General features: G+C 72.6%; 21 protein-coding genes and 1 tRNA gene. 9 read left to right on the top strand and 13 right to left on the bottom strand.

Translation table 11 applies throughout. The features are described from left to right. Nucleotides 1-104: 104 nt before the first annotated feature. From efeB to ACFY7E_RS09210, 6 genes are all read right to left on the bottom strand, one after another. Nucleotides 105-1,406: an iron uptake transporter deferrochelatase/peroxidase subunit gene (gene efeB / locus ACFY7E_RS09235; protein ID WP_389482464.1), complete on the bottom strand. Its 1,302-nt coding sequence runs from the start codon at nt 1,404-1,406 to the stop codon at nt 105-107. 6 nt (nt 1,407-1,412) lie between these two features. Beyond that, nucleotides 1,413-3,470 carry a copper resistance protein CopC gene (locus tag ACFY7E_RS09230; RefSeq protein ID WP_389482461.1) on the bottom strand — a complete coding sequence of 686 codons (2,058 nt, stop codon included), beginning with the start codon at nt 3,468-3,470 and terminating at the stop codon, nt 1,413-1,415. A 48-nt stretch (nt 3,471-3,518) separates the two neighbouring features. Next, nucleotides 3,519-3,992 (bottom strand): copper chaperone PCu(A)C, encoded by a 474-nt coding sequence (locus tag ACFY7E_RS09225; protein WP_383433179.1) that lies wholly within the window; start codon nt 3,990-3,992, stop codon nt 3,519-3,521. Next, nucleotides 3,989-4,741 (bottom strand): SCO family protein, encoded by a 753-nt coding sequence (locus tag ACFY7E_RS09220; protein WP_383433176.1) that lies wholly within the window; start codon nt 4,739-4,741, stop codon nt 3,989-3,991. Before ACFY7E_RS09220 ends, ACFY7E_RS09225 begins: the two co-directional genes overlap by 4 nt. A 39-nt stretch (nt 4,742-4,780) precedes the next feature. Beyond that, nucleotides 4,781-5,569: a YcnI family protein gene (locus ACFY7E_RS09215; RefSeq protein ID WP_389482458.1), complete on the bottom strand. Its 789-nt coding sequence runs from the start codon at nt 5,567-5,569 to the stop codon at nt 4,781-4,783. A gap of 209 nt (nt 5,570-5,778) precedes the next feature. After that, complete coding sequence (locus ACFY7E_RS09210) at nt 5,779-6,564, bottom strand: hypothetical protein (protein WP_389482456.1); 786 nt, start codon at nt 6,562-6,564, stop codon at nt 5,779-5,781. Nucleotides 6,565-6,792: 228 nt separating this feature from the next. On the opposite strand from ACFY7E_RS09210, the gene ACFY7E_RS09205 reads away from it, so the two are divergent. Beyond that, the gene (locus tag ACFY7E_RS09205) at nt 6,793-7,308 is read left to right on the top strand and encodes an ATP-binding protein (protein ID WP_389482454.1); all 516 of its coding nucleotides are present in this window, start codon (nt 6,793-6,795) and stop codon (nt 7,306-7,308) included. Nucleotides 7,309-7,406: 98 nt separating this feature from the next. On the opposite strand, the gene ACFY7E_RS09200 is transcribed toward ACFY7E_RS09205, so the two are convergent. Both ACFY7E_RS09200 and ACFY7E_RS09195 read right to left on the bottom strand, forming a co-directional pair. Continuing rightward, complete coding sequence (locus ACFY7E_RS09200) at nt 7,407-8,867, bottom strand: aminopeptidase P family protein (RefSeq protein ID WP_389482452.1); 1,461 nt, start codon at nt 8,865-8,867, stop codon at nt 7,407-7,409. Nucleotides 8,868-8,991: 124 nt separating this feature from the next. Continuing rightward, nucleotides 8,992-10,497 (bottom strand): PP2C family protein-serine/threonine phosphatase, encoded by a 1,506-nt coding sequence (locus ACFY7E_RS09195; protein WP_389482449.1) that lies wholly within the window; start codon nt 10,495-10,497, stop codon nt 8,992-8,994. Between the two features lie 532 nt (nt 10,498-11,029). On the opposite strand from ACFY7E_RS09195, the gene ACFY7E_RS09190 reads away from it, so the two are divergent. Together ACFY7E_RS09190 and ACFY7E_RS09185 are read left to right on the top strand one after the other, a co-directional pair. Next, complete coding sequence (locus ACFY7E_RS09190; protein ID WP_389482447.1) at nt 11,030-11,770, top strand: bifunctional DNA primase/polymerase; 741 nt, start codon at nt 11,030-11,032, stop codon at nt 11,768-11,770. 213 nt (nt 11,771-11,983) lie between these two features. Continuing rightward, entirely contained in the window at nt 11,984-12,622 is a 639-nt protein-coding gene (locus ACFY7E_RS09185) for a hypothetical protein (protein WP_389482445.1), read from the top strand. Nucleotides 12,623-12,842: 220 nt separating this feature from the next. Here the strand turns inward: ACFY7E_RS09185 and ACFY7E_RS09180 are convergent, their stop codons facing one another. The 3 genes from ACFY7E_RS09180 to ACFY7E_RS09170 all read right to left on the bottom strand — a co-directional run bounded on the left by ACFY7E_RS09180 (nt 12,843) and on the right by ACFY7E_RS09170 (nt 15,557). Next, a complete protein-coding gene (locus tag ACFY7E_RS09180; RefSeq protein WP_389482443.1) occupies nt 12,843-13,820 on the bottom strand; it encodes a DUF5926 family protein in 978 nt (325 codons plus the stop codon). Nucleotides 13,821-14,015: 195 nt separating this feature from the next. Beyond that, the gene (locus ACFY7E_RS09175) at nt 14,016-14,618 is read right to left on the bottom strand and encodes an ATP-binding protein (protein WP_389482441.1); all 603 of its coding nucleotides are present in this window, start codon (nt 14,616-14,618) and stop codon (nt 14,016-14,018) included. A gap of 117 nt (nt 14,619-14,735) precedes the next feature. Beyond that, nucleotides 14,736-15,557 carry a glycerophosphodiester phosphodiesterase gene (locus tag ACFY7E_RS09170; protein WP_389482439.1) on the bottom strand — a complete coding sequence of 274 codons (822 nt, stop codon included), beginning with the start codon at nt 15,555-15,557 and terminating at the stop codon, nt 14,736-14,738. Between the two features lie 410 nt (nt 15,558-15,967). On the opposite strand from ACFY7E_RS09170, the gene ACFY7E_RS09165 reads away from it, so the two are divergent. Beyond that, nucleotides 15,968-17,428, top strand: coding sequence for a S1C family serine protease (locus tag ACFY7E_RS09165; RefSeq protein WP_389482437.1), 1,461 nt, complete (start codon nt 15,968-15,970; stop codon nt 17,426-17,428). Nucleotides 17,429-17,562: 134 nt separating this feature from the next. Further along, nucleotides 17,563-17,650, top strand: a tRNA-Ser gene (locus ACFY7E_RS09160). Nucleotides 17,651-17,763: 113 nt separating this feature from the next. On the opposite strand, the gene ACFY7E_RS09155 is transcribed toward ACFY7E_RS09160, so the two are convergent. After that, nucleotides 17,764-17,934, bottom strand: coding sequence for a hypothetical protein (locus ACFY7E_RS09155; RefSeq protein WP_389482435.1), 171 nt, complete (start codon nt 17,932-17,934; stop codon nt 17,764-17,766). A gap of 176 nt (nt 17,935-18,110) precedes the next feature. After that, nucleotides 18,111-19,403 (bottom strand): hypothetical protein, encoded by a 1,293-nt coding sequence (locus ACFY7E_RS09150; protein ID WP_389482433.1) that lies wholly within the window; start codon nt 19,401-19,403, stop codon nt 18,111-18,113. Nucleotides 19,404-19,817: 414 nt separating this feature from the next. Between ACFY7E_RS09150 and ACFY7E_RS09145 the strand changes: the two genes are divergently transcribed. The 4 genes from ACFY7E_RS09145 to ACFY7E_RS09130 all read left to right on the top strand — a co-directional run bounded on the left by ACFY7E_RS09145 (nt 19,818) and on the right by ACFY7E_RS09130 (nt 24,939). Further along, complete coding sequence (locus ACFY7E_RS09145; RefSeq protein WP_389482431.1) at nt 19,818-20,327, top strand: O-acetyl-ADP-ribose deacetylase; 510 nt, start codon at nt 19,818-19,820, stop codon at nt 20,325-20,327. Between the two features lie 1,180 nt (nt 20,328-21,507). After that, nucleotides 21,508-22,314: a DUF1906 domain-containing protein gene (locus tag ACFY7E_RS09140; RefSeq protein ID WP_389482429.1), complete on the top strand. Its 807-nt coding sequence runs from the start codon at nt 21,508-21,510 to the stop codon at nt 22,312-22,314. Between the two features lie 125 nt (nt 22,315-22,439). Next, the gene (locus ACFY7E_RS09135) at nt 22,440-22,985 is read left to right on the top strand and encodes a SigE family RNA polymerase sigma factor (protein WP_389482426.1); all 546 of its coding nucleotides are present in this window, start codon (nt 22,440-22,442) and stop codon (nt 22,983-22,985) included. 301 nt (nt 22,986-23,286) lie between these two features. Then, nucleotides 23,287-24,939 (top strand): long-chain fatty acid--CoA ligase, encoded by a 1,653-nt coding sequence (locus tag ACFY7E_RS09130; protein WP_389482424.1) that lies wholly within the window; start codon nt 23,287-23,289, stop codon nt 24,937-24,939. Nucleotides 24,940-24,990: the final 51 nt, after the last annotated feature.

Genomic DNA, 24,990 nt, shown 5'->3' with positions numbered 1-24,990 from the left:
GCGGCCCGCCACCGGCCGGACGCCTCGCGTCGGGCGTCGCCCGAGTCGTCTCACGCCTCCAGGGCGCCCGAGCCGTCTCACGCCTCCAAGCTGCCCGAGTGGTCTCACGCCTCCAGGAGGCGCTGGCCCACGTACTCACCTTCGGCGGGGCCGCCCGGCACCGCGAAGAGGCCGCTCGCCTCGTGGCGGACGAACGGGGACAGCGCGTCGCCCCGGTCGAGCTTGCGCTGCACCGGGACGAAGCCCCGGAGCGGGTCCGCCTGCCAGCAGATGAAGAGGAGACCGGCGTCCGGCGTCCCGTCCGGACCGATGCCGTCGTGGAAGGAGAACGGCCTGCGCAGCATCGCCGCCCCGCCGTTCTGTTCGGGGGCGGAGATCCGGGCGTGGGCGTTGTCGGGGATCACCGTCCCGCCGTCGGGACCGCGCTTGTCCAGGTCGAGCTCGGTGGTCTCGGTGCCGCCGGTGAGGGGGGCCCCGTCGGACTTCCGGCGCCCGATCACCTTCTCCTGCTCGCCCAGCGGCAGCTTCTCCCAGTCGTCCAGGAGCATCCGGATCCGGCGCACCACCGCGTACGAGCCGCCGGCCATCCACTCCTCGGCGCCGGTGGCCCCGGTCGGGACGAAGATCCGCCGGTCGAAGTCGGGGTCGGCGGGCTTCGGGTTGCGGGTGCCGTCGACCTGGCCCATGAGGTTGCGGGTGGTCATCGGCCGCGCGGTGGCCCCGGCCGAGCGGTTGAAGCCGTTCATCTGCCAGCGCACCCGGGCCGCGTCCCCCGCGTCCTTCTGCACGGCCCGCAGCGCGTGGAAGGCCACGAGGGCGTCGTCGGCACCGATCTGCACCCACAGATCGCCCTCCGACCGCCGGGGGTCCAGGGCGTCCGAGGAGAAGGCCGGCAGCGGGTCCAGTCCGGCGGGGCGCCGGGCGGTGAGGCCGGTGCGGTCGAAGAAGGTGCGGCCGAAGCCGAAGGTGACCGTGAGGGAGGAGGGGCCCGCGTCGAGCGCGACCCCGGTGTCCTGGGTCGGCGCCTTGCCCGCCATCAGCGCCTTCGCCGTGGCCGACCAGCGGCGCATCAGGGCGACGGCCTCCTTGCGCCCGGCTCCGGGCGCGAGGTCGAAGGCGACCAGATGGCCACGGGACTGGAGGGGAGTGGTGATGCCCGCCTGATGTTTCCCGTGAAACATCACCTCGGTCGAGCCGACGGTGGTCAGGGCCGCCGGACCGCCGGAGCCGTTCGCGGAGGCGGTGTCGCCACCGGACACGGCCGCCGAGATCCCGGCGCCGCCGGCCGCGCCGGCGACCAGGCCGGCCGCGCCCGCCGCACCGACGGTGCCGAGCAGCCGTCGCCGGGAGACCTCCAGGACACCGGTCTCGTTCTTGTCGCGCGCGCTGTTGTCGCTCTCACTCACGGGGGGTCAGCCGATCTTCACGTTCTTGTCGATGGTGGTCTGGTCGATGTCGGAGGTACGGACGGTCACCTGGATCCGCCACTCGCCGGGCATCGGGATCTGGACGCCGCTCGCGCTCCAGTGTCCGGCCTGGATGCGGTCGGGAGCGACGGGCAGCGGGCCCACGTTCTTCGCCTCCAGGGTGAGGGCGACCTTGATCTCGGGGACGTCCAGCGGCTTGCCGTCGGGGCGTTCGACGTAGAGGTGGAGTCCGTTGGCGCCGGTGCGGCCCGGATCGAGGCTGAGCCGCACGACGCCCTTGCCGTCGACGCCCCCGGTGTCGAAGGGCAGCCGGACGTCGACGGGCCGGTCGGGCACGGCAGCGGGGCCGGAGGCGGCGGTGGACCGACCGGCCTCCTCCTCGGTCCGGCCGGGCTCGGTCGCGGTGAGGACGGTGGTCACGGCGAGGAGGACGACGGCGACGGCGGCCTCGGTCAGCACCGAGCGGCGCAGCCCGGACCGCTCGGGGTCGGCGTCCCGCTCCCGCTTGCGCCGGGCGGTGGCCACGGCGGCCCGCTGCCGGGCGAGCTGCGCGGCCCGCTCGGGATCGACGTCGGAGGAGGCACCGGAGGTCCCGTCGGCTTCGGAGGGCCCTTCGGCACCGGAGGACCCGTCGCTTCCGGAGGCTTCGTCGGTCCCGGAAGCCCGGTCGGTGCGGAAAGCTCCCTCGGTGCCGCTGTCCGTAGCCGTCCCGGCCTCCGAGCCCGCAGCCCTGCCGGTCTCCTCCTCCTGCTTCTCCTCTTCCTCTCCTTCCGCCTCTTCCGTCTCCTTCTCCGTGGGAGGCAGGTCCGCGAGCCTCTGTGTCCATCGGCGGGAGATCCAGGCGATCCCGACGAGGACGCCCATCAGGCCGATCTTGACGAGGAGGAGCTGTCCGTAGCGGGTGCCGGTCAGGGCGGACCAGGAGCCGACCTGGCGCCAGGACTGGTAGAGCCCGGTGGCCGCGAGGACGGCCACGGAGGCGAAGGCGACCTTGGAGAAGCGTCCGACGGCGGCGCGTTCGACGGAGGGCGCCCGGTAGAGGGCGACGAGGAGCACGGTGAGGCCGCCGAGCCAGGCGGCCACGGCGAGGAGGTGCAGGATGTCCACGGGCATGGCGATGCCCGGCTGCATGCCGGTCGAGGCGTGCTCGGCCAGGGCCCAGGTGCCGGCGATCCCGGTGGCCACCACGGTGCCGCCGACACCGAGGCCGAAGACGAGGTCCTTCTTCTCCTTCGGGTCGGTACGCCGGGTGTAGGAGCCGAACAGGACGGCCACGAAGAGCGCGGCCGCGCCGAGCAGCAGCAGCCGGGAGGTGAGCGCGGCCCCGGTCTTCGTCTCCAGGACGCTCTTCAGGCCAGCGAGGTCGAAGGCGTCGGAGAGCTCGCCGGAGCCGGTGTACGGGTTGCGCAGGAGCAGCATCACCAGGGTGGCGCCGGTGAGCGTCAGCCAGGCCCGCACCACCGCCCGCTGCACCGGGCGGACGCTCGCGCCGCGCGGCCAGCAGATCAGGACGAAGGCGCCGCCGCCGACGAGGACGGCGAAACCGGCGTACGAGAGATAGCGCGCGATGCCGTAGAGGGCCCCGACGAGTCCGCCGCCGGGCTCCTGGTCGGGCAGGGCGACGGAGGTCTGGGAGGGGGCCCCGACGGAGAAGGTGAAGGCGCCGGCGATGGGGTGGCTGTCGGCGGAGACGGCCTGCCAGGCCACGGTGTACGTGCCGTCGGGCAACCCGGCGCGGAGCCCCACCCCGTACCGCACGACGGAGCCGCTGCACAGGTCGCGTATCTCGCCGGTGTCGGCCCGCCGTCCCGCGGGGTCGAGGACCCGGATGGAGTCGGCGCTCATGGCGACCTGCTCGGAGAAGGTGAGGTTGACCTCCTTGGGTGCGGTGACGACCACCGCCCCGTCCTTCGGGTCGCTGCCGGTGAGCGCCGCGTGCGCGGAGGCGGGCGCGGCGCCGGCGAGCAGCGTGCCGAGGAGAGCGGCCGCCAGGATCAGCAGCCGTGCCAGGGCGGTGCCGAGGCGCGGGGCGGTGGTTGTCATCTCTGGGTCACTCCGTCGGTCAGTTCTGTGCGAACTCCGTCAACGCGTTCAGTGCTGCTGCTGCGGGTTGTGGTTGGCGGCCTCGACGGGAAGGTCGACCTTGATCGGGTCGGACTTCTCGAAGTGGAGCTCGACGCTGACCTTGTCGCCCTGCCGGAGCTTCTCCTTCAGCGACATGAACATGATGTGGTTGCCGCCGCGTGCCAGGGAGAGCTTCCCGTTCGCGGGGATGTCGAAGAACTTCACCTCCTGCATCTTCTGGTTCTTCGTCTCGTGGATCGTGACGTCGTCCGAGACCGGGCTGGTGACGGAGGTCAGCCTGTCGGCCGTGTCGCCGTCGTTGGTGATGGTGAGGAAGCCGCCGGCCATGTCCATCACCGGCTGGGGCATGAACGCGCCGCTGACCTTCAGTTCCGGCTTTCCGCTCCCGGCCGGGGCGTCGGACGAGGACGAGCACCCGGTCAGAGCGAGCGAGGCGGCGAGCGCCACGGCGGCGGACAGGACGGTGGTGCGGCGGTTCACGGGTTCTCCCCCTTGATGAGCTTCGGCAGGTCCTTGGCGTAGTCCTCGACGGTCGTGTCCTCGCCGTACAGGACGTAGCCCTGGTCGGTGGTGGGCGAGAAGGCGATCACCTGGGCCCCGTGCATGGAGACGACCTTGCCGTCCTTCTCCTTCTTCGGCGGGTCGATGCCGATGCCGATCTGCCGGGCCCCCGCCTGGATGGCGGAGAACTCGCCGGTGAGACCGGTGAAGGAGGGGTCGCCGGCGGCCGGCAGCCACTTGGCGAGCTCGGCGGAGGTGTCCCGCTCGGGGTCGGTGGTGACGAAGACGACCTGGAGCTTGTCCTGGTCGGCCTTGGGGAGCTGCTTCCTGGCGATGGCGATGTTGCTCATCGTCAGGGGGCAGACGTCGGGGCAGTGCGTGTAGCCGAAGTAGATCAGGGTCGGCTTGCCCTTGGTGCGCTCGCGCAGGTCGTACTTCTGGCCCTTGGTGTCGGTGAGGACGAGCGCGGGCTTGTCGTACGGCCGGTCCAGGACGGTCGCGGCCCTGGTGGAGTCGCTGCCGCCGGAGACCTCGGCGACGGAACCCTTGCCCGTTCCGGAGGTCTTGCCGTCGTCGCCGAGGCCGACGGCCGCGGTGATGCCGATCGCCGCGGCGATCGCGGCCGCGGCGATGACCAGCGGGGTGCGCCGGCCCGGGCGGCCCGGACGCGCCGGACCGCCCTCGGGCTCGGGGGTGTTCGTCTTCTGTACGGGCTTCTCTGCGGACATGCTGTTTCTTTCCGTGTCCTTCGGGAGGAAGTGCGGCCGTCAGGCCGAGCGGCGGCGGCCGGCGAGGACGCCGAAGGCCACACCGGCCACACCGACGAGGATGCCGATGATGCCGAGGATCCGGGCGGTGGTGTCGGAGGAGGAAGAGGACGAAGAGGACGAAGAGGAGGCCACGGTGTCCTTGTCGTGGTCGCCCGCCTTGTCGTCGTGGCCGTTCTCCTCCCCCGCGGAGGCGGAGGCGGTGGCGGACGGCGTGGCACCGCCACCGTGGTGGTCGTCGGAAGCGGCGGAGAGCTTCAGGACGGGGGCCGGGTTCTGCGGCTCCTCCGCGCCCTCCTTCCGCTCCTCGATCCAGCGCACGACCTCCTTGTTGGAGTACGTCTGGATCGACTTGAGGACCAGCTGGTCCGCGTCCTCGGGCAGCTGACCGAGGGAGAGCGGGAACTGCTGGAACTCACCGGGGCCGATCCCCGAGCCGTCGGCGGTCCAGGTGACCTTGGAGACGGCCTCGTTGATCTTCTTGCCGTGCAGTTCCAGCGGCTTGTCGAGCTTGCTCTTCGTCACCTCGGCCTTCCAGCCGGGGACGGGCTGCGGCATGACGGAGGCGAGCGGGTGGTCGAGCGGGAAGTTGACCTCCAGCTTCACGGTGGAGGCGTTGTCGCGCTCGTTCGGCACCTTGACGTTGACGGTCGCGTAGCCGCCCTTCGCGGCCTCGCCCTGCGGCTGCACGCCGACGTGCGCGAAGGCGGTGCCGGAGAGCAGCACGACGGAGGAGAGGGCGACGCCCCCGGCGAGGACGGCGCGGGTGGAGATGCGGGAAACGCTCATGACGGGACACTCCAGCTCGGAGAGGAAACGGAGAAGGACGGGAAGGTCGGCACGCCGGGTCAGGAATCCGGGTCAGGAATCCGGGGCGGGGATCCAGCAAGGGAACCCTGGACGGCAACCCGGGACGGGAATCCAGAACGGGACCCCGGGACGGGAATCCGGCCAGGCGTGCGGACGAACGCGGTCCCGCTCCTGTCGAGCGGACCGCGTCAGGCTGCGAGGACGCAGTCGGCGGCCGGCGGGCCGCGCCTGATCACCGTGTCCCTGAGCGCCTCGGCCACCGGCGGCGGCGAGGAGTCGAAGGCCGTGCGGAGGGCCCGCCGGGGCGCGGTGCGCGCCGCCGCCGGCAGTCCGGCGAGCAGGGCCCGTACGAGACGGAGCGCGGCCCGCAGCGAGCGGACCCGGGCGTGCTCCGCGAGCTCCGTCGCGCCCTGCTCGGAGAGTTCGACGAGCCGGCCGAGGGCGCGGTCGCCGCGCCGCAGCAGCCAGCCCGTGGCCAGGGCGGCGAGGAGGTGCCCCAGGAGCATGGGCAGGCCGGGCAGCAGGCCGTCGGCGGGGACGGCCGTAGCGGTGACCCCGCCGTGTCCCGCGTGGGCGTGGGTGGCGGCCGGGTCGAGCCCGGCGTCGGTGAGGATCCTGGTGGCGTCGGCGGGGCTGAGGGACGCGGCCCCGGCCCCGCAGACCAGTCGCGCCGCCATCCGCACGAGGGCGTCGTCGGCTCGGGCGCCCAGACCGATCCGGTGCTGTCCGAGGGCGAAGAGGACGTGCAGGCCGAGCTGCCCGGCCGTGAGGGCGCCGACGACGGAGCCGAGGGAGCGTTCGCGTCCGCCGAAGAGGACGGCCACCCCGAAGACGCCGAGGAAACCGGCGGCCAGGGACCACGGGGCGACGCCCGCGCACGCGGCGAGGGCGTGCCCCAGCGCGGACAGCACGACGCAGACCGCGGTGAACACCGCGGCCCTCAGCAGCCGTGGACCGAGCGCGGGGGCAGACATGGCGGGCCCATCATCGCACCACGCCTCCCCCCGTCGTACGGCAGGTCCGGAAGGTCGCCCTTGGGTCTCTTCGGGCCGACATACACCGACCCGCCTGTCCCCGGCATCCGCCGAACGAGCGCTCTTGACGCCCCCGGGGGCTTACGGAGCCGCCCGCACGGCAATAGGTATCGGTACGTCGTGCCGCAGGACCACTGGTCCGCCGAGCCGATGCCGGGAGGCTGGAGCATGAGCATCTGGTGGTCACTCCATCTGCGGCGCGAAGCCGCGAGCGTGCCGCTCGCGCGCCGGCTCCTACTGGGCACGATGGAGACGGCGGGAGTCGATCCCGACGTGTCGTACGAGCTGTCGGTGGCGCTGACCGAGGCGTGCGCGAACGCGGTCGAGCACGGCGGCGCGGGCGCGGCCCCCGAAGAGGGACCGGACGGCTTCGACGGCCCGGGCGCCTTCGACGACCCGGACGGCCCGGGCGGTCCGGCCGGAGCGCTCTCGGGGGCGTACCGGGTGACGGCCTACCTGGACGGCGAGACCTGTCGCATCGAGGTGGCCGACTCGGGGCCGGGCTTCCCGTACGCGGAGCTCCCCGCGGCCCCGTCGGACGCTGAGCACGGCCGCGGGATGCGGCTGATCGAGGAGCTCTCCGACCACGTGCGGTTCGGCAACCGCTCGGGCCGGGGCGGCGCGGTGGTCAGCTTCGACAAGATCCTGAAGTGGAAGGACGCCCCTTCCCTCCTCATGGCGTGATGGCGTAGCTCCCCGGGACACGGAAGGCGTGCGGGCACGGAGAAGGGCCCCCGCCGGTCGGTCGGCGGAGGCCCCTCGTGTTCCAACGTACGCGGAGGTCAGCCCTTCAGCGAGGCCATCCACGCCTCGACCTCGTCGGAGCGGCGCGGCAGCGCGTCCGAGAGGTTCCGGTTGCCGTCCTCGGTGACGAGGATGTCGTCCTCGATCCGGACGCCGACGCCCCGGTACTCCTCCGGCACGGTCAGGTCGTCGGCCTGGAAGTACAGACCCGGCTCGACGGTCAGGCACATGCCCGGCTCGAGCGTCGTGTCGACGTAGGCCTCGGTGCGCGCGGCGGCGCAGTCGTGGACGTCCATGCCGAGCATGTGGCCGGTGCCGTGCAGGGTCCAGCGGCGCTGGAGGCCGAGCTCCAGGACGCGCTCGACCGGGCCCTCGACCAGGCCCCACTCGACGAGCTTCTCGGTGAGGACGCGCTGGGCGGCGTCGTGGAAGTCGCGGTAGGCGGCACCGGGCTTCACCGCGGCGATGCCGGCCTCCTGCGCCTCGTACACGGCGTCGTAGATCTTGCGCTGGAGGTCGGTGTACCGGCCGTTGATCGGCAGGGTGCGGGTGATGTCGGCGGTGTAGAGCTCGGTGGTCTCCACACCGGCGTCGAGCAGCAGCAGGTCGCCGGAGCGCACGTCGCCGTCGTTGCGCACCCAGTGCAGGGTGGTGGCGTGCGGGCCGGCGGCGCAGATGGAGCCGTAGCCGATGTCGTTGCCCTCGACGCGGGCGCGCAGGAAGAACGTTCCCTCGATGTAGCGCTCGCTGGTGGCCTCGGCCTTGTCGAGGACCTTGACGACGTCCTCGAAGCCGCGGGCGGTGGCGGCGCAGGCCTTCTCCAGCTCGGAGACCTCGAAGGAGTCCTTGATGAGGCGGGCCTCGGAGAGGTACACGCGCAGCTCTTCGTCGCGCTCGGCGGTGACCTTGTCGGTCAGCGCGGCCTCGATGCCGGCGTCGTGGCCGCGGACGGCGCGGACGGGGCCGGTGGCCTCCCTGAGCGCGTCGGCGAGCTCGCGCACGTCCTTCGCCGGGATGCCGAGGAGCTGCTCGGCCTCGGCGAGGGAGTGGCGGCGACCGACCCACAGCTCGCCCTGGCCGTCGAGCCAGAACTCGCCGTTCTCGCGGTCGGAGCGCGGCAGCAGGTAGATCGTGGCCTCGTGGCCGTCCTCGGTCGGCTCCAGGACGAGGACGCCGTCCTGCGTCTGGTCGCCGGTGAGGTACGCGTACTCGGTGGAGGCGCGGAAGGCGTACTCGGTGTCGTTCGACCGGGTCTTCAGCTTGCCGGCCGGGATCACCAGGCGCTCGCCCGGGAAGCGGGCGGAGAGCGCGGCGCGCCGCTCGGCGGTCCGGTCGGCCTGGGCGATCGGCGCCAGGCCGTGCAGCTCGGTGTCGGCCCAGCCGGACTTCATGTTCTCGGCCAGCTCGTCGGACACGCCCGGGTAAAGGCCGTTCTTGCGCTGCTTGATCGGCTGGTCTTCGGTCTCTTCCGGGGTCTCCGGGGTGAGCTCCTCGGCCACGGGTCTGCCTCCTCTGGTACGACACTGAACCCCCACCATCGTACGGTCGTGCGGAAGGGGGCCCAGGGCCGGAAGACCCTTACCGGAGCGTCACACTCCGCTCACCCGGGGAGTCCGCGCGCCGTCACTCGAAACGGGCCGCGAGCAGGACCACGTCCTCGCCCTCCACGGCCGGGTCGAGGCCCTCGGGCAGCAGGGTCCGCAGGACGTGGTCGGCGACCGCGCCCGGGTCGGACCGGTCCGCCTCCGGCACGCTCGCGGCCGCCGCGCGGAGCCGGGCGAAGGTCCGGTCCGTGGCGTCCCCGGTACGGCGCAGCAGCCCGTCCGTGTAGAGGAGCACCGTCTCTCCCGGCGCGGGGGACAGCTCCACGCTCGGCGCCTCCCAGCACGTCAGCATCCCGAGCGGGGCCGACAGCGAGGTCTCGACGAACTCGGTGCGGCGGTCGCCGACGACCAGCGGTGGGGCGTGCCCGGCGCCGGCGAGGACGATCCGGCGCTGCGCGGGCTCGGCGTACGCGAAGAGCGCGGTCGCGGAGCGGGCGGGTTCGGTGAGCCGCAGCAGGAGTTCGAGGTCGGAGAGGACGGCGACCGGGTCCTCGCCCTCCATCACCGCGTACGCCCGCAGGGAGGCGCGCAGCCGGCCCATGGCGGCGAGCGCGCTGGGACCGGTCCCGGAGACGGAGCCGACGGCGAGCCCGAGGGCGCCCTCGGGCAGCGGCAGGGCGTCGTACCAGTCGCCGCCGCCCTGCGGGCCGGCGAGGTGGCGGACGGCGAGCCGGACGCCGGGGACGCGGGGGAGCCGGCTGGGGAGCAGCTCCTCGGCGACGGTGGCGACCCGGACGCGGGCGCGCTCGACCTGGAGGAGCCGGGCGAGGTGCTCGGTGGCGAAGCGGCCGTAGAGCCCGATGAGGTGGCGCCGGCGTTCATCGGGTTCGGCGGGCTCGTCGTAGAACCAGACGGCCGCGCCGAGCCGGCCGGACTCCTCGGTGGCGAGGGGCAGGGCGTAGCTGGCGGCGTAGCCGAGGCGGGCGGCGACCTCGCGGTGACGCGGGTCGAGGCCCTCCTCGGTGCGCACGTCGCGGATGGCGATCGGCTCGGGCACGCGCGCGGGACGGACGGAGGAAGGCCCGGGAGCGGGGTGGGCGGAGGAAGGACCGGGAGCCGTGGGGCCGGCTTCGGGCAGGCCGTCGAGGAGGCGGCCGTGACTCCCCGGGCCGTGCGGGACGGTCTCGATGGTGCCGAGGTCGGCGTGGGCGAGACCGAGACCGATGGTGCTGGTGGGGCCGAGGCCGTCGGCGGGTTCGAGGACGGCCATGCCGCGGCGGGCGCCGACGAGGGCGGCTCCGGCGCCGAGCACCTCGCGGAGGGCCCCGTCGAGGGAGGAGGTCTTGATCAGGCGCTCGGTGAGTTCGTGGAGGGTGGTGAGGTCGGAGACCCAGGAGGCCAGCCGGTCCTGGATCAGGACTCCGGGAGGGAGGGCCGCGTCGGCGGGGGGCGCGGCCGGGGGTACCCCGGGGAGAGGCGCCGTAGTGTCCGGCGGCGCGGGAACCGTTGAATCGATTCCAGCCACTTTCGGCGGACGGGGGGCGTTCATGCCCGTCGGCTTTCCGACCGGTGCGTTTGACGCCATAGCATCGCAAACCCCCATGTCATCCTGCGCCGCTCGATGTACCCACATGTACACGCACAAGAGGAGCGATGTCCAGCATTGTCCCCACGGGAAAAGTGGTGTCCGTGAGGTCGTGCGAGGGGGTTGAAGTAAACGGGAAGTTGGCTGAAAATTACCCCCGGTGTGCACCTTTTGCGGTCGACTGGCGTCGTTTGAAAGCGCGTCATTCCGAGCGTGCGGGGTACGTAGACGGTGACAGGCAGGGGCAGTTGAATCGCCCCGGAACGTGATGCGGGACCCCGGCGTCTTCCATGCCGCAGGCCGCCGCCCGCCGCCGACTGGCGGGGAACGTGTTCTGAACCGCTCCGGATCCGACCTGGCTCCATCGAGCTCCACCTGGCTCCACCGGGTTGTACACGGTTTTTCCGGCCCGGCCGGCCCGCCCCCACGCGGTCCGGCACTCAGCCGACCCGGTACGCGCTGATACGCGCGGTGAACGAATCTGCACGTGGTGTATGGGAATTCGGCGTTCAACGGAAAGGAACGAGCGCTCATGCGCGAGATCCTCGGAAGGCGACGCAGGCTCCGGTTCCGGCGCGGGGCGAGGACCGCACGGCTCGACGCGGCGGTCACCTTCGCCGTCGAATGGAACTGGCCCGTCCTGCCGGGCGTGGGCCTGAGAGCGACGCCCCGTACGGCCGCGGGCCTCAAGGTGCTGTCCCGTACGGCCGCCGGCCTGCGGGTTCTGTTCCGTCCGGACGCGGAGCCCGTCTGCTCCTGTCCCGACCCCGACTGCGTGGTGCCCGGCGCGCACCCCTACGACCCCGGACTGCTCGCGGCCACCACGGACGAGCGCATGGTCCGCTGGTGGTGGACCGGTCGCCCGGACGCCCCGGTGCTCCTCGCCACGGGCGGCGGCGCGCCCTGCGCGGTCAGCCTCCCCGCGGCGGCGGGCGCCCGGGCCCTCGCCGCGCTCGACGCCACGGGCATGCGGCTCGGCCCGGTGATCGCCACCCCCACCCGGTGGTCGATCCTCGTCGCCCCGTACGACCTGGAACGGCTGGGCGAGCTGCTGTACGCGAAGGACAGCGTGCCCAGTTCGCTCAGGTTCCACAGCGAGGGCGGCTATCTGCCGCTGCCCCCCTCGGCCGCGGGCTCCGGGCGGGTCCGCTGGGAGCGGGCGCCCCTCGCGGGCTCGGCCCGTCCGTGGCTGCCGGACGTCGAGGCGGTGGTCGACGCCCTGGTGGAGGCGAGCACGAGCACACCGGGCGGCGGAAGCCGGCTGGCGTACTGAGGTCGAACCGTCGCGCGCGAGCGGGGGCGCACCGCCGTTCCCGTCGCGCGACGGCGGGCGTTCACCCGAACGGGTGCGTCCCGGACCGACGCGTACGGGAAACGGGTGCGCGGCCGTCCGGGCACCCGCCGTCCGCCGCTATGTTCGCCCCACCGTTCAGGATCTCCAGCCGAGCAGGAGCAGGTGGGCCCGATGACTCCGGTGAATCTCCGCGTGGTCGCACTCGGGGCCGCCGTCACGGCCGCCGTCCTGCTGCCGCTCGTCGCGACGGCGGGGTCGGCGGGTCCGGAAGGAGGGGCCGTCCGTCCGGCCGATGCCCGGAGCGGGGGCGACGGGAAGGCGGGGAGCTACGGGGAGGCCCGGGACCCGTGGAAGGGCCTCGGCGCGGGATCCCGTACGCCGGAACCGACCGCTCCCGCGACCCTCGCCGTCCCGCCCGCTCCTTCCGCCCCGCCCACCCCTTCCGTCCCGCCCGCCCTCTCCGCCCCTCCGGCCTCCGAGCGGATCACGCGCTGTGGGCCGGAACTCGCCTCTCCCGGAGGGGTCGAGGCGCAGACGTGTGTCCTGAACGAGGGGGCCGATGTCTGGGCGCGTACGTACTACCGCAACACCACGGGTCAGGAACTCGACGCGTTTCTGACTCTCATGGCCCCCGCGGGGCGGACCGTGCACGTGCGCTGCGCGGTTCCGGCGCAGGACGAACCGGGTACCTGCGAGACGCCTCGGGAACACGGCGCGGGCGCGGTCACGGTGTATGCGGCGGTGGCGGAATTCGCCGGCGCGGACGAGGTCGGGAGTGCTCCGCTGCTGCTGCGGGCGGGCAGCAACACGGCGGGCGGCGAGGGAAGTTGAGCGTCGGACGCCCCGGCCGCGCCGGAAGCGGACATGGAAAGACCCGGTCGCTGGCGACGGGGGATGCACCAGCGACCGGGCTTCCAGAACGGTAACAAGAGATCTGCTGTTCGCAAATTCGATCTCGGTTATTCGGACAGGGATTTACCTGTCCGAAGACCGGGTTGTGGTGGAAGTCACCGACCGGTCGGTCTGTCAGTCACCGATACCGCCTGGGGTATCAGCTGAGAGTGACCTGACGGTTCGTGAGGCCGCCGCGCGCCCGACGCTCCTCCGCGGTGAGCGGAGCGTCCGAGGCGAGTGCCGCGGTCAGCCGCTCGAAGAACTCGGCGGCCGGCTTCTCGCACTCCTCGGCGGTCATGGACGTCGGCAGGTCCCACACCGGCACCACGAGGCCGTGGGCGCGGAAGGAGCCGACGAGCCGGGTGTCGGGGCCGAGGGAGGTGGTGCCGACGGCCTGGAGCCGGGCGAGCGCGTCGAGGAGCTTCTCCTCCGGGTACGGCATGACCCAGCGCAGGTGGTTCTTGTCCGGGGTCTCGCACCAGTACGCGGAGTCGACGCCCGTCAGCCGGACGGTCGGGATCGCGGCCGCGTTGGCCCGCTCCAGGGAGGCGGTGACCTCCGGGTCGGCACCGTCCGCCGACTGCGGGATCCAGAACTCGAAGCCCGTGTGGACGTCGGGGACGAACGCGGCGTCGGCGTCCAGCAGGTCCTGGAGACGCGGGCCCTCGGCCGGCACGCGGCGCGGGGGCACCGGGGTGCCCGGCTCGGTCTCCAGGGCGCGCTGGAGGGTGTCGGCGAGGTCGCGGGCCAGGTCGCCGGAGGTGGAGTCGTTCTGCAGGGCGAGCAGGACGGAACCGTCGTCCCGGCGGAGCGCCGGCCACGCCATCGGCAGTACGGTCGCGAGCGTCACGGACGGCACGCCCTCGGGCAGCCCGCCCTTCAGGGTGAGCGGTACGGTCGCGGCGGGCACCAGCTCGCGCAGCGCGACCCAGTCGCACTCGCCGGGCAGGCCTTCGAAGGGGCGCTGGACGAGGTCGGTGACGGCGTGCGCGGCGGCCCGGCCGTGACACGCCTTGTAGCGGCGGCCCGAACCGCACGGGCACGGCTCGCGCGCGCCGACGACCGGGATCTCCCCGCTCGTGACCTGTGCCTGGCCGGCCTTGCCGGCCTTCGTCTGGGGGCGCTTCTTGGCCATGGTGTGGCTTTCTCCCGATCGCGGCGGTGCTTGTGTGCGGTGCTGTTTCGGGCGCGAGCCTAGCCGCCCCGACCACCACCACCCCTCAGGCGGGCCGCGCCGGGGGCCGACCCGGATCGCGGGGGCCGGGGGCCGACCTGGATTGCGGGACCGGTGGACCGAACCGGACTGCGGGGTCGGCCCCGGGACCGGGATTCAGTCCAGGTCGTCGTACGCGTCCAGGAAGTCGAAGCCCGAACCGCCGCCGACACGCGTCACGAAGTCCTCGCGACGGTGTCCCTCGGTGACGACCACCCAGACGGTGACCTCGCCGGTCGCGCTGTCGCGCACGCCCCAGTCCTGGGCCAGCGCGCTGATGATGTTCAACCCGCGGCCGCCCCGCGCCGTGACCGAGGGCGTCGACGGGACGGGCCGCGTCGGACCACCGCCGTCGGTGACCTCGACCCGCAGTCCGCCCGCCGGGTCGACCCGCCAGGCCGCCCGCACGTCCCCGTCGCCACGATCGGCCCGGCCCAGCGGCCTGGCGTACCGACAGGCATTGCTGAGCAGTTCGGAAAGGATCAGTATCGCGTCGTCGACGACCGATTCCGCGACCCCGCTGCGGCACAGCTCGTCCCGCATCCGGTGCCGCGCCTCACCCACGCCCGCAGGGCCATGAGGTACGGCCATGCTCGACGACGTGGGCACCTCCTGTGCCACCACCAACGCCACCCCCGAGACCTCCTTCGCCCCACGCCACGGTGTGAATGCCCCGATGACCTGGGCCGGAAACCGGCCAATCGGCGTGGGATGAGGCACTCGTGACGATCGCGTACGGACGGAACGCGCCGGTGCACTCCCTGTAACCCCTGATGCACCCTTCGTCTCCTGGTGCGGAGGGGGCGGGTGAGGCGGAAGTGACGAAAGAGGAGGGGCTCAGCCGCGGCCCAACTGGGCCAGCACCTGCTTCGGGCGGTTGGTGATGATCGCGTCCACGCCGAGACGCTCGCAGAGTTCGACGTCCTCCGGCTCGTCCACCGTCCAGACGTGCACCCGGTGCCCGGCCTTCTGGAGCCGCAGGATCACCGCCGGCTGGTGCCGGACGATCCGGATGGAGGGGCCCGCGATGCGCGCGCCCGCGGGGAGCCGCCCGTCGCGCAGCCGGGGCGAGACGAACTGGGCGAGGGAGACGGTGGGCAGTGTCGGCGCGGCGGCGGCGATCCGGTGCAGGGAGCGGGCCGAGAAGCTCATGACTCGCACGGCGGAGTCCTCGGGGGACGCGGGCGCGTGGAGGTCGAACCGCTTCAGGAGCTGGAGCAGCCGCTCCTCGACCTGGCCCGCCCAGCGCGTGGGGTGCTTGGTCTCGATCGCCAGCTCGACCCGGCGCCCGGCGTCGGCGACCAGCTCCAGGAGGCGTTCCAGGGTGAGGACGGAGGTGGATCCGGGGGCACGCCGGTCGGGACTCTCCTGCGACTCGCCCCGGCCCTTCCAGGTGCCGAAGTCGAGCTCGGCGAGAGCGGCCAGTTCGAGGGTGGAGACGGCTCCGCGGCCGTTGGAGGTGCGGTCGACGCGCCGGTCGTGCACACAGACCAGGTGCCCGTCGGCGGTGAGCCGGACGTCGCACTCCAGGGCGTCGGCGCCGTCCTCGATGGCCTTCACATAGGCGGCCAGGGTGTGTTCCGGTACGTCCTCGGACGCTCCGCGGTGGGCGACGACCTGGACGGGGGCGCGGTTCGGTTGCTGCCGTGCGTGAGTCACCGCGTCATGGTGCCATCGGCGGGGCGTGGCGGGCACACCGAGACTGTCCGTTCTGTCCTTTATAAAGGATGGAGTGCGAACGCACAGCTCCGCCTTACAGCGGCCTGACGTCCGGTGGGAAAAGCTGGTCGCAGCACCCTGGAGCCGGAGCGACCACAACCTCACGCGGTCGGGAGGAGTCACACGCAGGCGCGCGCGTGGTTCGGTCGGACGGCGGACACTCACGGGTAACCGCGGCCGACGCGGGCAGGCGGTCGAAGCGGACGACCGGTCGAGGCGGCCCGTGGACGATGCGCCGGGCGACGCACGACCGAGCAGTACCAGCGGTCCGAGCAGTACCAGTAGCCCTAGCAGTAACAGCAGTAACAGCAGTAACAGCGGTCAACGCCAGTCGACGAGGAGAGCGAGCTGTGAGCACCGAGAACGAGGGCAAGGCGGTTCCGGGGGTTCCGGCTGCTCCGTCCGCCCCTCCGACGCCTCCCGTACCCCCGTCGGCCCCTCCGGCCCCGGCCTCCGGGCCGACCCCGGCCCCCGAGGCGGCCGCGACGCACCCGGCGGGCGGCACGGGTCCCCAGGAACCCCCGACGGCCCACGCGGCCCACACGACCCCCGTGACCCCCACGGCGGCCGAGACCCCCACGACCCACGCCGCCCACGCGGCTCCGGCGGGCGGCTGGCCGCCGCCCCCGCCGGCCGTTCCCTCCTGGGGCGCCCCGCACGCGCCCGTGCCCCCGGGCCCCGCCGCGCCGCGCAAGCGGACCGGCGGCCTCGTGGCGGCCGTCCTGGCGGCGGCGCTCGTCGCGGGCGGCGTCGGCGGCGGCATCGGCTACTGGGCGGCCGAGCGCGACGACGACGGCATCAGTTCGACCACCGTCTCCTCGGGCGACACCCCGGCCTCCTTCAAGCGCGACCCGGGGACGGTCGCGGCGGTCGCGGCGAAGGCGCTGCCCGGCGTGGGCACCATCCAGGCGAAGTCGGGCGGTTCCCAGGGCGAGGGCGGCACGGGCACGGGCTTCGTGTACGACCAGGAGGGCCACATCGTCACCAACAACCACGTGGTGGCGTCGGCGGCGGACGGCGGCACGCTCTCCGTGACCTTCTCCGACGGCAAGTCGTACGACGCGGAGGTCGTAGGGCGGGCCGAGGGCTACGACGTGGCGGTGCTGAAGCTCAAGAACGCCCCGAAGGGCCTCCAGCCGCTTCCGCTGGGCGACTCCGACAAGGTGGCGGTCGGGGACTCGACGATCGCGATCGGGGCGCCGTTCGGCCTGTCGAACACGGTGACGACGGGCATCATCAGCGCCAAGAACCGCCCGGTCGCCTCGGGCGACGGATCCGGTGGCAGCAACTCGTACATGAGCGCCCTGCAGACGGACGCCTCGATCAACCCGGGCAACTCCGGCGGTCCGCTGCTCGACGCGAGCGGCGCGGTGATCGGCATCAACTCGGCCATCCAGTCGACCAGCGGGGGCTTCGGGCAGTCCCAGGCGGGTTCGATCGGCCTCGGCTTCGCGATCCCGGTCAACCAGGCGAAGAACGTCGCCCAGCAGCTGATCAAGACGGGCAAGCCGGTCTACCCGGTGATCGGCGCGACCGTGAACATGAACGAGGAGGGCGAGGGCGCCGAGATCGCCGCCAAGGGCACCGGCGGCACCCCCTCGGTCACCCCGGACGGCCCCGCGGCCAAGGCGGGCCTGAAGCCGGGCGACGTGATCACCGGCTTCGGCGGCCACCAGATCGACAGCGGCCCCACCCTCATCAGCGAGATCTGGACCCACAAGCCGGGCGACTCGGTGGAGATCACCTACGAGCGCGACGGCAAGTCCGCCAAGACCACCGTCGTCCTGGGCGAACGCACCGGCGACAGCTGACCCACCCGCACGACCCCGACTCCGACCACGGCTCCGGCCCCGGCCCCATCGCCGGGGCCGCGCCCCCACCCGCCGCCGTCCCGCCTCTCCAGCCGGTACGCTGTAGCCGCTCCGGCCAAGCGGTCCGGAGCGAAGGTGGGTTGCCCGAGCGGCCTAAGGGAACGGTCTTGAAAACCGTCGTGGCGCGAGTCACCGTGGGTTCAAATCCCACACCCACCGCCAGGTGAAGAGGCCCCCGACCGGTTGACCCGGTCGGGGGCCTCTCGCGTGTCCGTGCACCGTGACTGCGTGCTCTTCCCCGTGGTCCCCCGCCCATGGGCACGCGGGAGACATGGCTACCGGACGAAAAGTTCCACGAGGTCCAGGAACACCGATACGCCGAAGATGCCGATGGCTACGGCTCCGAGCACCAACAGGGTCACGACCGACGCGATGGCCATCATGATCTGCGTGCGTCTCACGGCCGACTTGTAGTCGGTGTCGTCGTCCCAGTCCCGATCATGCATGGTGTCCCCCTTGGCAGGCACCGTACAAGAGAGCGACGAGAGGGTTCCGTCCGACCGTCGCCGCCCGGGGCCGCCTTGCGGGGGCGGACGCGCTGGACCGGGACACCGTGGCGTCCGGTGCCGGCTCGAAGGCGTGCGGGCCCGTACGAAGAAGGCCTCTCCGGCCGGGGCCGGAGTCAGGAGTGGTTGCGGGCCGGGGGGTTGTTGAGGCAGAGCGCGATGTTGCGTACGGCCGCCGTGAGTTCCTCGATGACGCGGGCCGCCTGCTCCGCGTTGTGGAAGGCCGGACGGTCGGTCAGGGTGCGGCTCAACTCCTCCGCGGCCCGGACCGCGTGGCCCGCGGGGCCCTGATCCGCAGCGGGGGCCGGGTAGGGGTCGGACGGCTGGTAGAGGTCGGCGGCCGCGTAGGAGTCCGGGACCGGGTAGGGCTCGGGCGTCGGGTAGGGGTCGGGGTCCGCTCGGTAGCTCTCGAAGGAGGGCGAGAAGGTGCCGGAGCCCGTCGTCCCCACCGTGAGGGCGGCGTGCGCCTCCTCTCCCGCGCGGGGGGCCGTGGCCAGCAGGAGGGCGTGCGAGGCCGGCAGCGGGGCCTGGGGCCCCTGGGGGGAGGCCTGGGGCTGTGAGATCTGGGCCTGGGCCTGGGCCTGGGCTTGAGCGGCTTGGAGCTGTGTCACCTGGGCCTGCGGCTGCGGGGCCTGTGGGGGCTGCGGCGGGGACTGGCGGGCTCGGGGGAGTACGAAGTGGTCGAAGCCCGGGAACGCCGACGTGCCGGGGCGCACGGTCGGCGGCTCGTACTCCTGCTGCCACTGCGCGCGGTAGCACTCCACCTGGTCCTCGCAGGAGGAGCGCGCGTGGAAGACCGCCGTGTCCTCGCCCAGGTCCGGGTACCAGAGGTTGGGCCCCGGGAAACGGACCGTCCGCATACGGGGCTTGATCTGCTCGGCGCACCCCATGCAGCAGCCCTTCGGCACCAGGAACGGGATGCCGCCGCTCTGCTCCGGCCTGCGCGGGCCCTCCTCGCGCGGGTACTCCCCGTGGTGGCAGGGCGGCAGTTCGCCGCAGGCGCGGCAGACCGCGTAGTGCTCGGGGAGCACCTGCCAGTCCTGGCTGGCGGGGGCGCACCAGTGCTTCGGCGCGGACCGGGGCAGGTTGTCGTTGCGCAGGACGAGCACCACCGGCCGCTTGTAGAACTCGGCGCGTTCCGGGGCGGGTTTGACCGCCTGGTTGTTGGCCCGCCGCAGCTCGTTGGCGTGCCACCACAGCTCCACGTGGTCGCGCCAGGCCTTCTCGTACGCCTCCGGCCAGTGGTCGCCGGGGTACCCGGTGATCTCCAGGACGCGCCAGGCCTGTCGGTCGAGTACGACGATGGAGCCGGCCCGCAGTCGCAGATGAGTTCCCTCGCCGCCCTCGTCCGGCCAGTCATGGCGGCCGATGCTGGTGGGCTGGTCAGGGAGCCACCTGCGAACCTGCATGACACGCTCCTCGGCAACGAAACTTCGTAGTTTCAACTGGGGCAGTAAGTGACATTCTGAACAATTTAGGCGTCGGCTTGGGGTTAGACACGCGCACGTCGCGGAACCGTGAGAGCCGGAAACGCCTTTCCCACCGGCTATTTCACCCGCGGTGACCGACCTCGCCCGGATTCGCCGTCTTCGTCGCCACCGCGGGCCCGTACCCGCTCCGGAGGCTCCTGATACTCACCCGTACGTGTGACGTCACTTCGGCCCGTGTCATCTCGTACGTATGCATCGCGCGGCATATCGGGCCGTTCGCCGCCCCTCAGGGGTGGCCCGGAGGTGGGGAGGTGGTAATGGCGGAGCCGTCCCGGGAGGGGCGGCGTAGGGTCCGGAGTTCTTCGAAAGACCTTCGGGAGACGGGAGTATGGGATGCGGATCGTGCTCGTCCGTGGGGACATCACCGCCGAAGCGGTGGACGCGGTGGTCAACGCCGCCAACTCCTCGCTGCTCGGGGGCGGCGGGGTCGACGGGGCCATTCACCGGAAGGGCGGTCCGGAGATTCTCGCCGCCTGCCGGGAGCTGCGCGCCTCGCGCTACGGCAAGGGGCTGCCGACCGGGCGGGCCGTGGCCACCACGGCGGGGCGGCTGCCCGCCCGGCACGTGATCCACACGGTGGGGCCGGTCTGGTCGCGGGACGAGGACCGCTCGGAGCTGCTGGCCTCCTGCTACCGGGAATCCCTGCGGGTGGCCGACGAGTTGGGGTCCCGCACGGTTGCTTTCCCGGCCGTCTCCACCGGGATCTACGGCTGGCCGATGGCGGACGGCGCCCGGATCGCCGTCGAGACGGTGCGGGCTGCCCGCACCGAGGTCGAGGAGGTGCGGTTCGTGCTCTTCGACGAGGCGGCGTACCAGGCCTTCGAAGGGGCTGTGGGGGACTAGGGGGGGCGAGCGGGGAGGTGAGGGGAACGCTGGGGAAGTCTTCTAGGGGTGGCGGAGCCGTACCCGAGCCGGAACGGGAATTCCTTCGCCCCTGTGAACCGCTTCTTTTCTCACCCTCTCATCCCACCCCGATCTCGCCCTGATCTTGTCTTGACCGGGTTTATCCGGCTGTCCTCACGCTTGCGAGGGAACGTCCGTTCCTGGGCGATTCACCGGGGTTTCCATGGGCATCTCTGGATTCGAGACGTCGAGCACAACGGCCGGGGCGGCAGGCCAACTGCCCGGGAAGCAGAGGTATTTCAGTTCCACTTCACGCATCAGGTATTCGGCGGAACTCCCAGGAGTTCCCGGTTCTCAGTCCTTGGTTCACGGTTCTCGACACCTGGAGGAACAGTCATGGCACGCATCCGCACCGCCCGCGCCGGCTTCACTCGCATCGCCCAGTGCCTCCCGGTGCTCGGCTTCCCTCCGTGGTGAGGGGCGGGGCAGCGGAGACCGGTCCGACGGGGGTGATCCAGCAGTGCGAACGACGGGAGTGATGCGACAGGGCGAACGGCGCCTCGCGTGAAGGCACTTCGGTACCGGTGTACGGGTCGCCGTGCCGGCGGGCGCGGGGGTACGGGGGCGGCGGACACGGTCATGGGGGTGGTGGACGGCGGAGGCGGGGTTCCCACGTAAGGGTCGTTACCCGGCGCGTACGGCCGAGGCGACGGCCCCAGCGGTGGCCGGGTACGGCGGGCGGCCCTTCACTCGCGTCATGAGCACAAGCGCGCCGTCCCGGTTCCGATCCCGGTCCACCACGACTTCCGCACGGGCACGGGCAGGGGCACGTTCGCGGTCCGCGCTCCCCCTCGCCGGGGTGCGAGCCGTGGCCTTCGCCCTGATGACGGCGGTGGCCGGGACGGCGCTCCTCGACGCGCCGGCTCCGGCGCCGTCCGCCGCCCCGCCCCAGCCTCCGTCACGTGCCGCCGTCGCGGTGGCGGCCCCGGCTCCGGCCGTGAGCACCGCCGAAGCCTCCACTCCCGGGGCCTCCGTTCCCGAAGTCCCAGCCCTCGGGGCCCCTGCTCCCGAAGCCTCCGCTCCCGAAGCCTCCGCCCCCGAAGCCTCCGCTCCCGAAGCCCCTGCTTCCGGGGCCCCCGCCCCCAGTGCCCTCGCGACGTCCGGCGCTTCCGGAGAGGCCGTGTCCACCGCCTCCACCCCCGTCCACTTCACCGGCAAGGCCTTCGACACCTGTGAGGCGCCCTCCGTCGAGACGATGCGGGCCTGGCGCGGTTCGCCGTACGGGGCCGTCGGGATCTACTTCGCCGGGCGGGGGCGGGGCTGCCCCGGCCAGCGGGAGCTCGATTCCGGCTGGGTCGCCTCGGTGCAGTCCATGGGCTGGCGGCTGCTGCCCGTCTTCGTCGGCTCCCAGGCGCCGTGCGTCGAGGCCCCCGCCAAGAAGCCCTTCGCCATCGGCTCCGACCCCTGGGGCCAGGGCACCCGGGAAGGGGGCGACGCGGTGCGGGCCGCGCGGGCCCTGGGCCTGGGCACGAGCAGCCCGCTCTACCTCGACATCGAGGCCTACCGGCGCGGTGACGCGCAGTGCGCCGCGACCACGCTCTCCTTCGTCCGCGGCTGGAACCGGGAGGTGCGCCGCCTCGGGTACCTTCCCGGCTTCTACAGCAGTGCGGACACGGGCGTGCGGGACATCGAGGCGCAGCGGAAGGCGGGCACGGCGGACCTGCCGGCCGTGATGTGGTTCGCGCGCTGGCTGGGGAAGCCCGCGCTGGAGACCGAGGCCACGCTGGCTCCGGCGGCCTGGACGCCGCACGCCCGGATCCACCAGTACGCGGGCAACGTCACCGAGTCGTACGGCGGCCACCGCCTCGTGATCGACCGCAACGCCGTGGACGCTCCGGTCGCCCGCCTCGCCACGGCACGTGCGGGATCCTCCCGCGCGTTCTCCACCGACTCCCTCGCCGTGACACGGGCCGTGGACCGACCCTGAGCCGGGTCTCGGGGGCCTCCACCCAGAGGAGGTGGAGGTGTCCTCACCCCTACAACCTGAGGCGGACGGCGGTTCGGGACCTGGGGCCGATCCGTCGGACGCACCTCCCCTCCTAGCGTGGAGCCATGACTCCGCCACCCTCTGGCCCCGTCTGCGCCGGTGCCTCGCAGTACGCGTCGTACACGACCTTCTCCTCGTACGTACGGGCGCGTGGGCCCGTGCTCCTGCGCACCGCCCGCTCCCTGACCGCCAACCCCTCGGACGCGGAGGACCTCCTCCAGACCGCGCTCGCCAAGACCTTCGTGGCCTGGGAGCGCATCGAGGACCACCGCGCCCTGGACGGGTACGTGCGCCGGGCGCTGCTGAACACCCGTACGTCCCAGTGGCGCAAGCGCAAGGTCGACGAGTTCGTGTGCGAGGAGCTGCCCGAGCCGGTCGGACTCCCGTCGTCCGATCCGGCCGAGCGGCAAGCGCTGCACGACGCCATGTGGCGCGCGGTGCTCAAGCTGCCGGAGCGGCAGCGCCAGATGGTGGTCCTGCGGTACTACGAGGACCTCAGCGAGGCGCAGACCGCCGAGGTGCTCGGGGTGTCGGTCGGCACGGTCAAGAGCGCGGTGTCCAGAGCGCTCCGCAAGCTCCGCGAAGACCCGGAGCTGACTCCGGTGAGGTGAGAGGCCCCCTCGCGTCTTCCCGAGGCAGCCCTCGTGGTCTTCCCGGGACAGCTCTCGCGCCTTCCGCGGCAGCTCTCGCACCCTCTTCCCGGGGCGCTCCTCGCGCCTTTCCGAGGCGCCCCTTGTCGTCTTCCCGGGGCACCCCTCACGCCCTCCCGGATCCCTCTCGGGCCCCCGGTTCTCCCCGTCGCCAGTAATCACTGGCAATTTCCGTACTCCCAGGTAGTGACATACCGCGCGGTACGTGCGCAGAATCTCCACACCCCCTACTGCCACGTAGCGCCCACCGGGAGGACGCCCCGTGTACAGCACCATGCAGGACGTACAGCTGACCGTGAGCCGCATCCTCGAGCACGGGATGAGGATCCACGGGAAGTCCATCATCACCACCTGGACGGGCGAGCCCGAGCCGCAGCGCCGCACGTTCGCTGAGACCGGAGCCCGCGCGCACCAGCTGGCCAACGCCCTGCGCGACGAACTCGGCGTCACCGGCGACCAGCGGGTCGCCACCCTCATGTGGAACAACGCCGAGCACGTCGAGGCGTACTTCGCGATCCCCTCCATGGGCGCCGTCCTCCACACCCTCAACCTGCGCCTTCCCCCCGAGCAACTGGTGTGGATCGTCAACCACGCCGCCGACCGGGTCGTGATCGTCAACGGCTCGCTGCTCCCCCTCCTCGCCCCGCTGCTCCCGCACCTGCCGACGGTCGAGCACGTCGTCGTCGCGGGCCCCGGCGACCGTTCCGTCCTGGCCGGCGCGGTCCCGCGCGTGCACGAGTACGAGGAGCTGATCGCCGGCCGGCCCACCACGTACGACTGGCCCGAGCTGGACGAGCGCACGGCCGCCGCCATGTGCTACACCTCCGGCACCACCGGCGACCCGAAGGGCGTCGTCTACTCCCACCGCTCGATCTACCTGCACTCCATGCAGGTGAACATGGCCGAGTCGATGGGCCTCACCGCCAAGGACACGACCCTGGTCGTGGTGCCGCAGTTCCACGTGAACGCGTGGGGGCTCCCGCACGCCACCTTCATGACCGGCATCAACATGCTCATGCCGGACCGTTTCCTCCAGCCGGCCCCGCTCGCCGACATGATCGAGCGCGAGAGGCCGACCCACGCCGCCGCCGTCCCCACCATCTGGCAGGGCCTGCTCGCCGAGGTCACCGCCAACCCGCGCGACCTCTCCTCCATGGCCCAGGTCACCATCGGTGGCGCGGCCTGTCCGCCCTCGCTCATGGAGGCGTACGACAAGTTCGGCGTCCGCCTCTGCCATGCCTGGGGCATGACCGAGACCTCCCCGCTGGGCACGATGGCCCACCCGCCGGCCGGCCTCACCGCCGACGAGGAGTGGCCCTACCGCGTCACGCAGGGGCGTTTCCCCGCCGGTGTCGAGGCGCGGCTCGTCGGCCCCGGCGGCGAGCACCTGCCCTGGGACGGCGAGTCGGCCGGCGAGCTGGAGGTGCGCGGCACCTGGATCGCGGGCGCGTACTACAGCGGCGTCGACGGCGAACCGCTCCGGCCCGAGGACAAGTTCAGCGAGGACGGCTGGCTCAAGACCGGCGACGTCGGCGTGATCGGCACCGACGGCTTCCTCACCCTCACCGACCGCGCCAAGGACGTCATCAAGTCCGGCGGCGAGTGGATCTCCAGCGTCGAGCTGGAGAACGCCCTCATGGCGCACCCGGAGGTCGCCGAGGCCGCCGTCGTCGCCGTGCCGGACGAGAAGTGGGGCGAGCGCCCGCTCGCGACCGTCGTCCTCAAGGAGGGCTCGACGGCGGACTACGAGACGCTGAAGGCCTTCCTCGCCACGGAGGGCGGCATCGCCAGGTGGCAGCTGCCGGAGCGCTGGGCGATCGTCCCCGCCGTGCCGAAGACGAGCGTCGGCAAGTTCGACAAGAAGGTCATCCGCAAGCAGTACGCGGAGGGCGGGCTGGACGTGACCCAGCTGTAGGGAGCGGAACACGGGGGAGGGGGAGGGCGCCGGGCGTCCTCCCCCTCCCCC

This window comes from Streptomyces sp. NPDC012825 (assembly GCF_042900925.1).
Classification (GTDB): Bacteria; Actinomycetota; Actinomycetes; order Streptomycetales; family Streptomycetaceae; genus Streptomyces.
The sequence above is the reverse complement of the archived record's forward strand: the minus strand, read 5'-3'. Positions and strand labels throughout refer to the sequence as shown.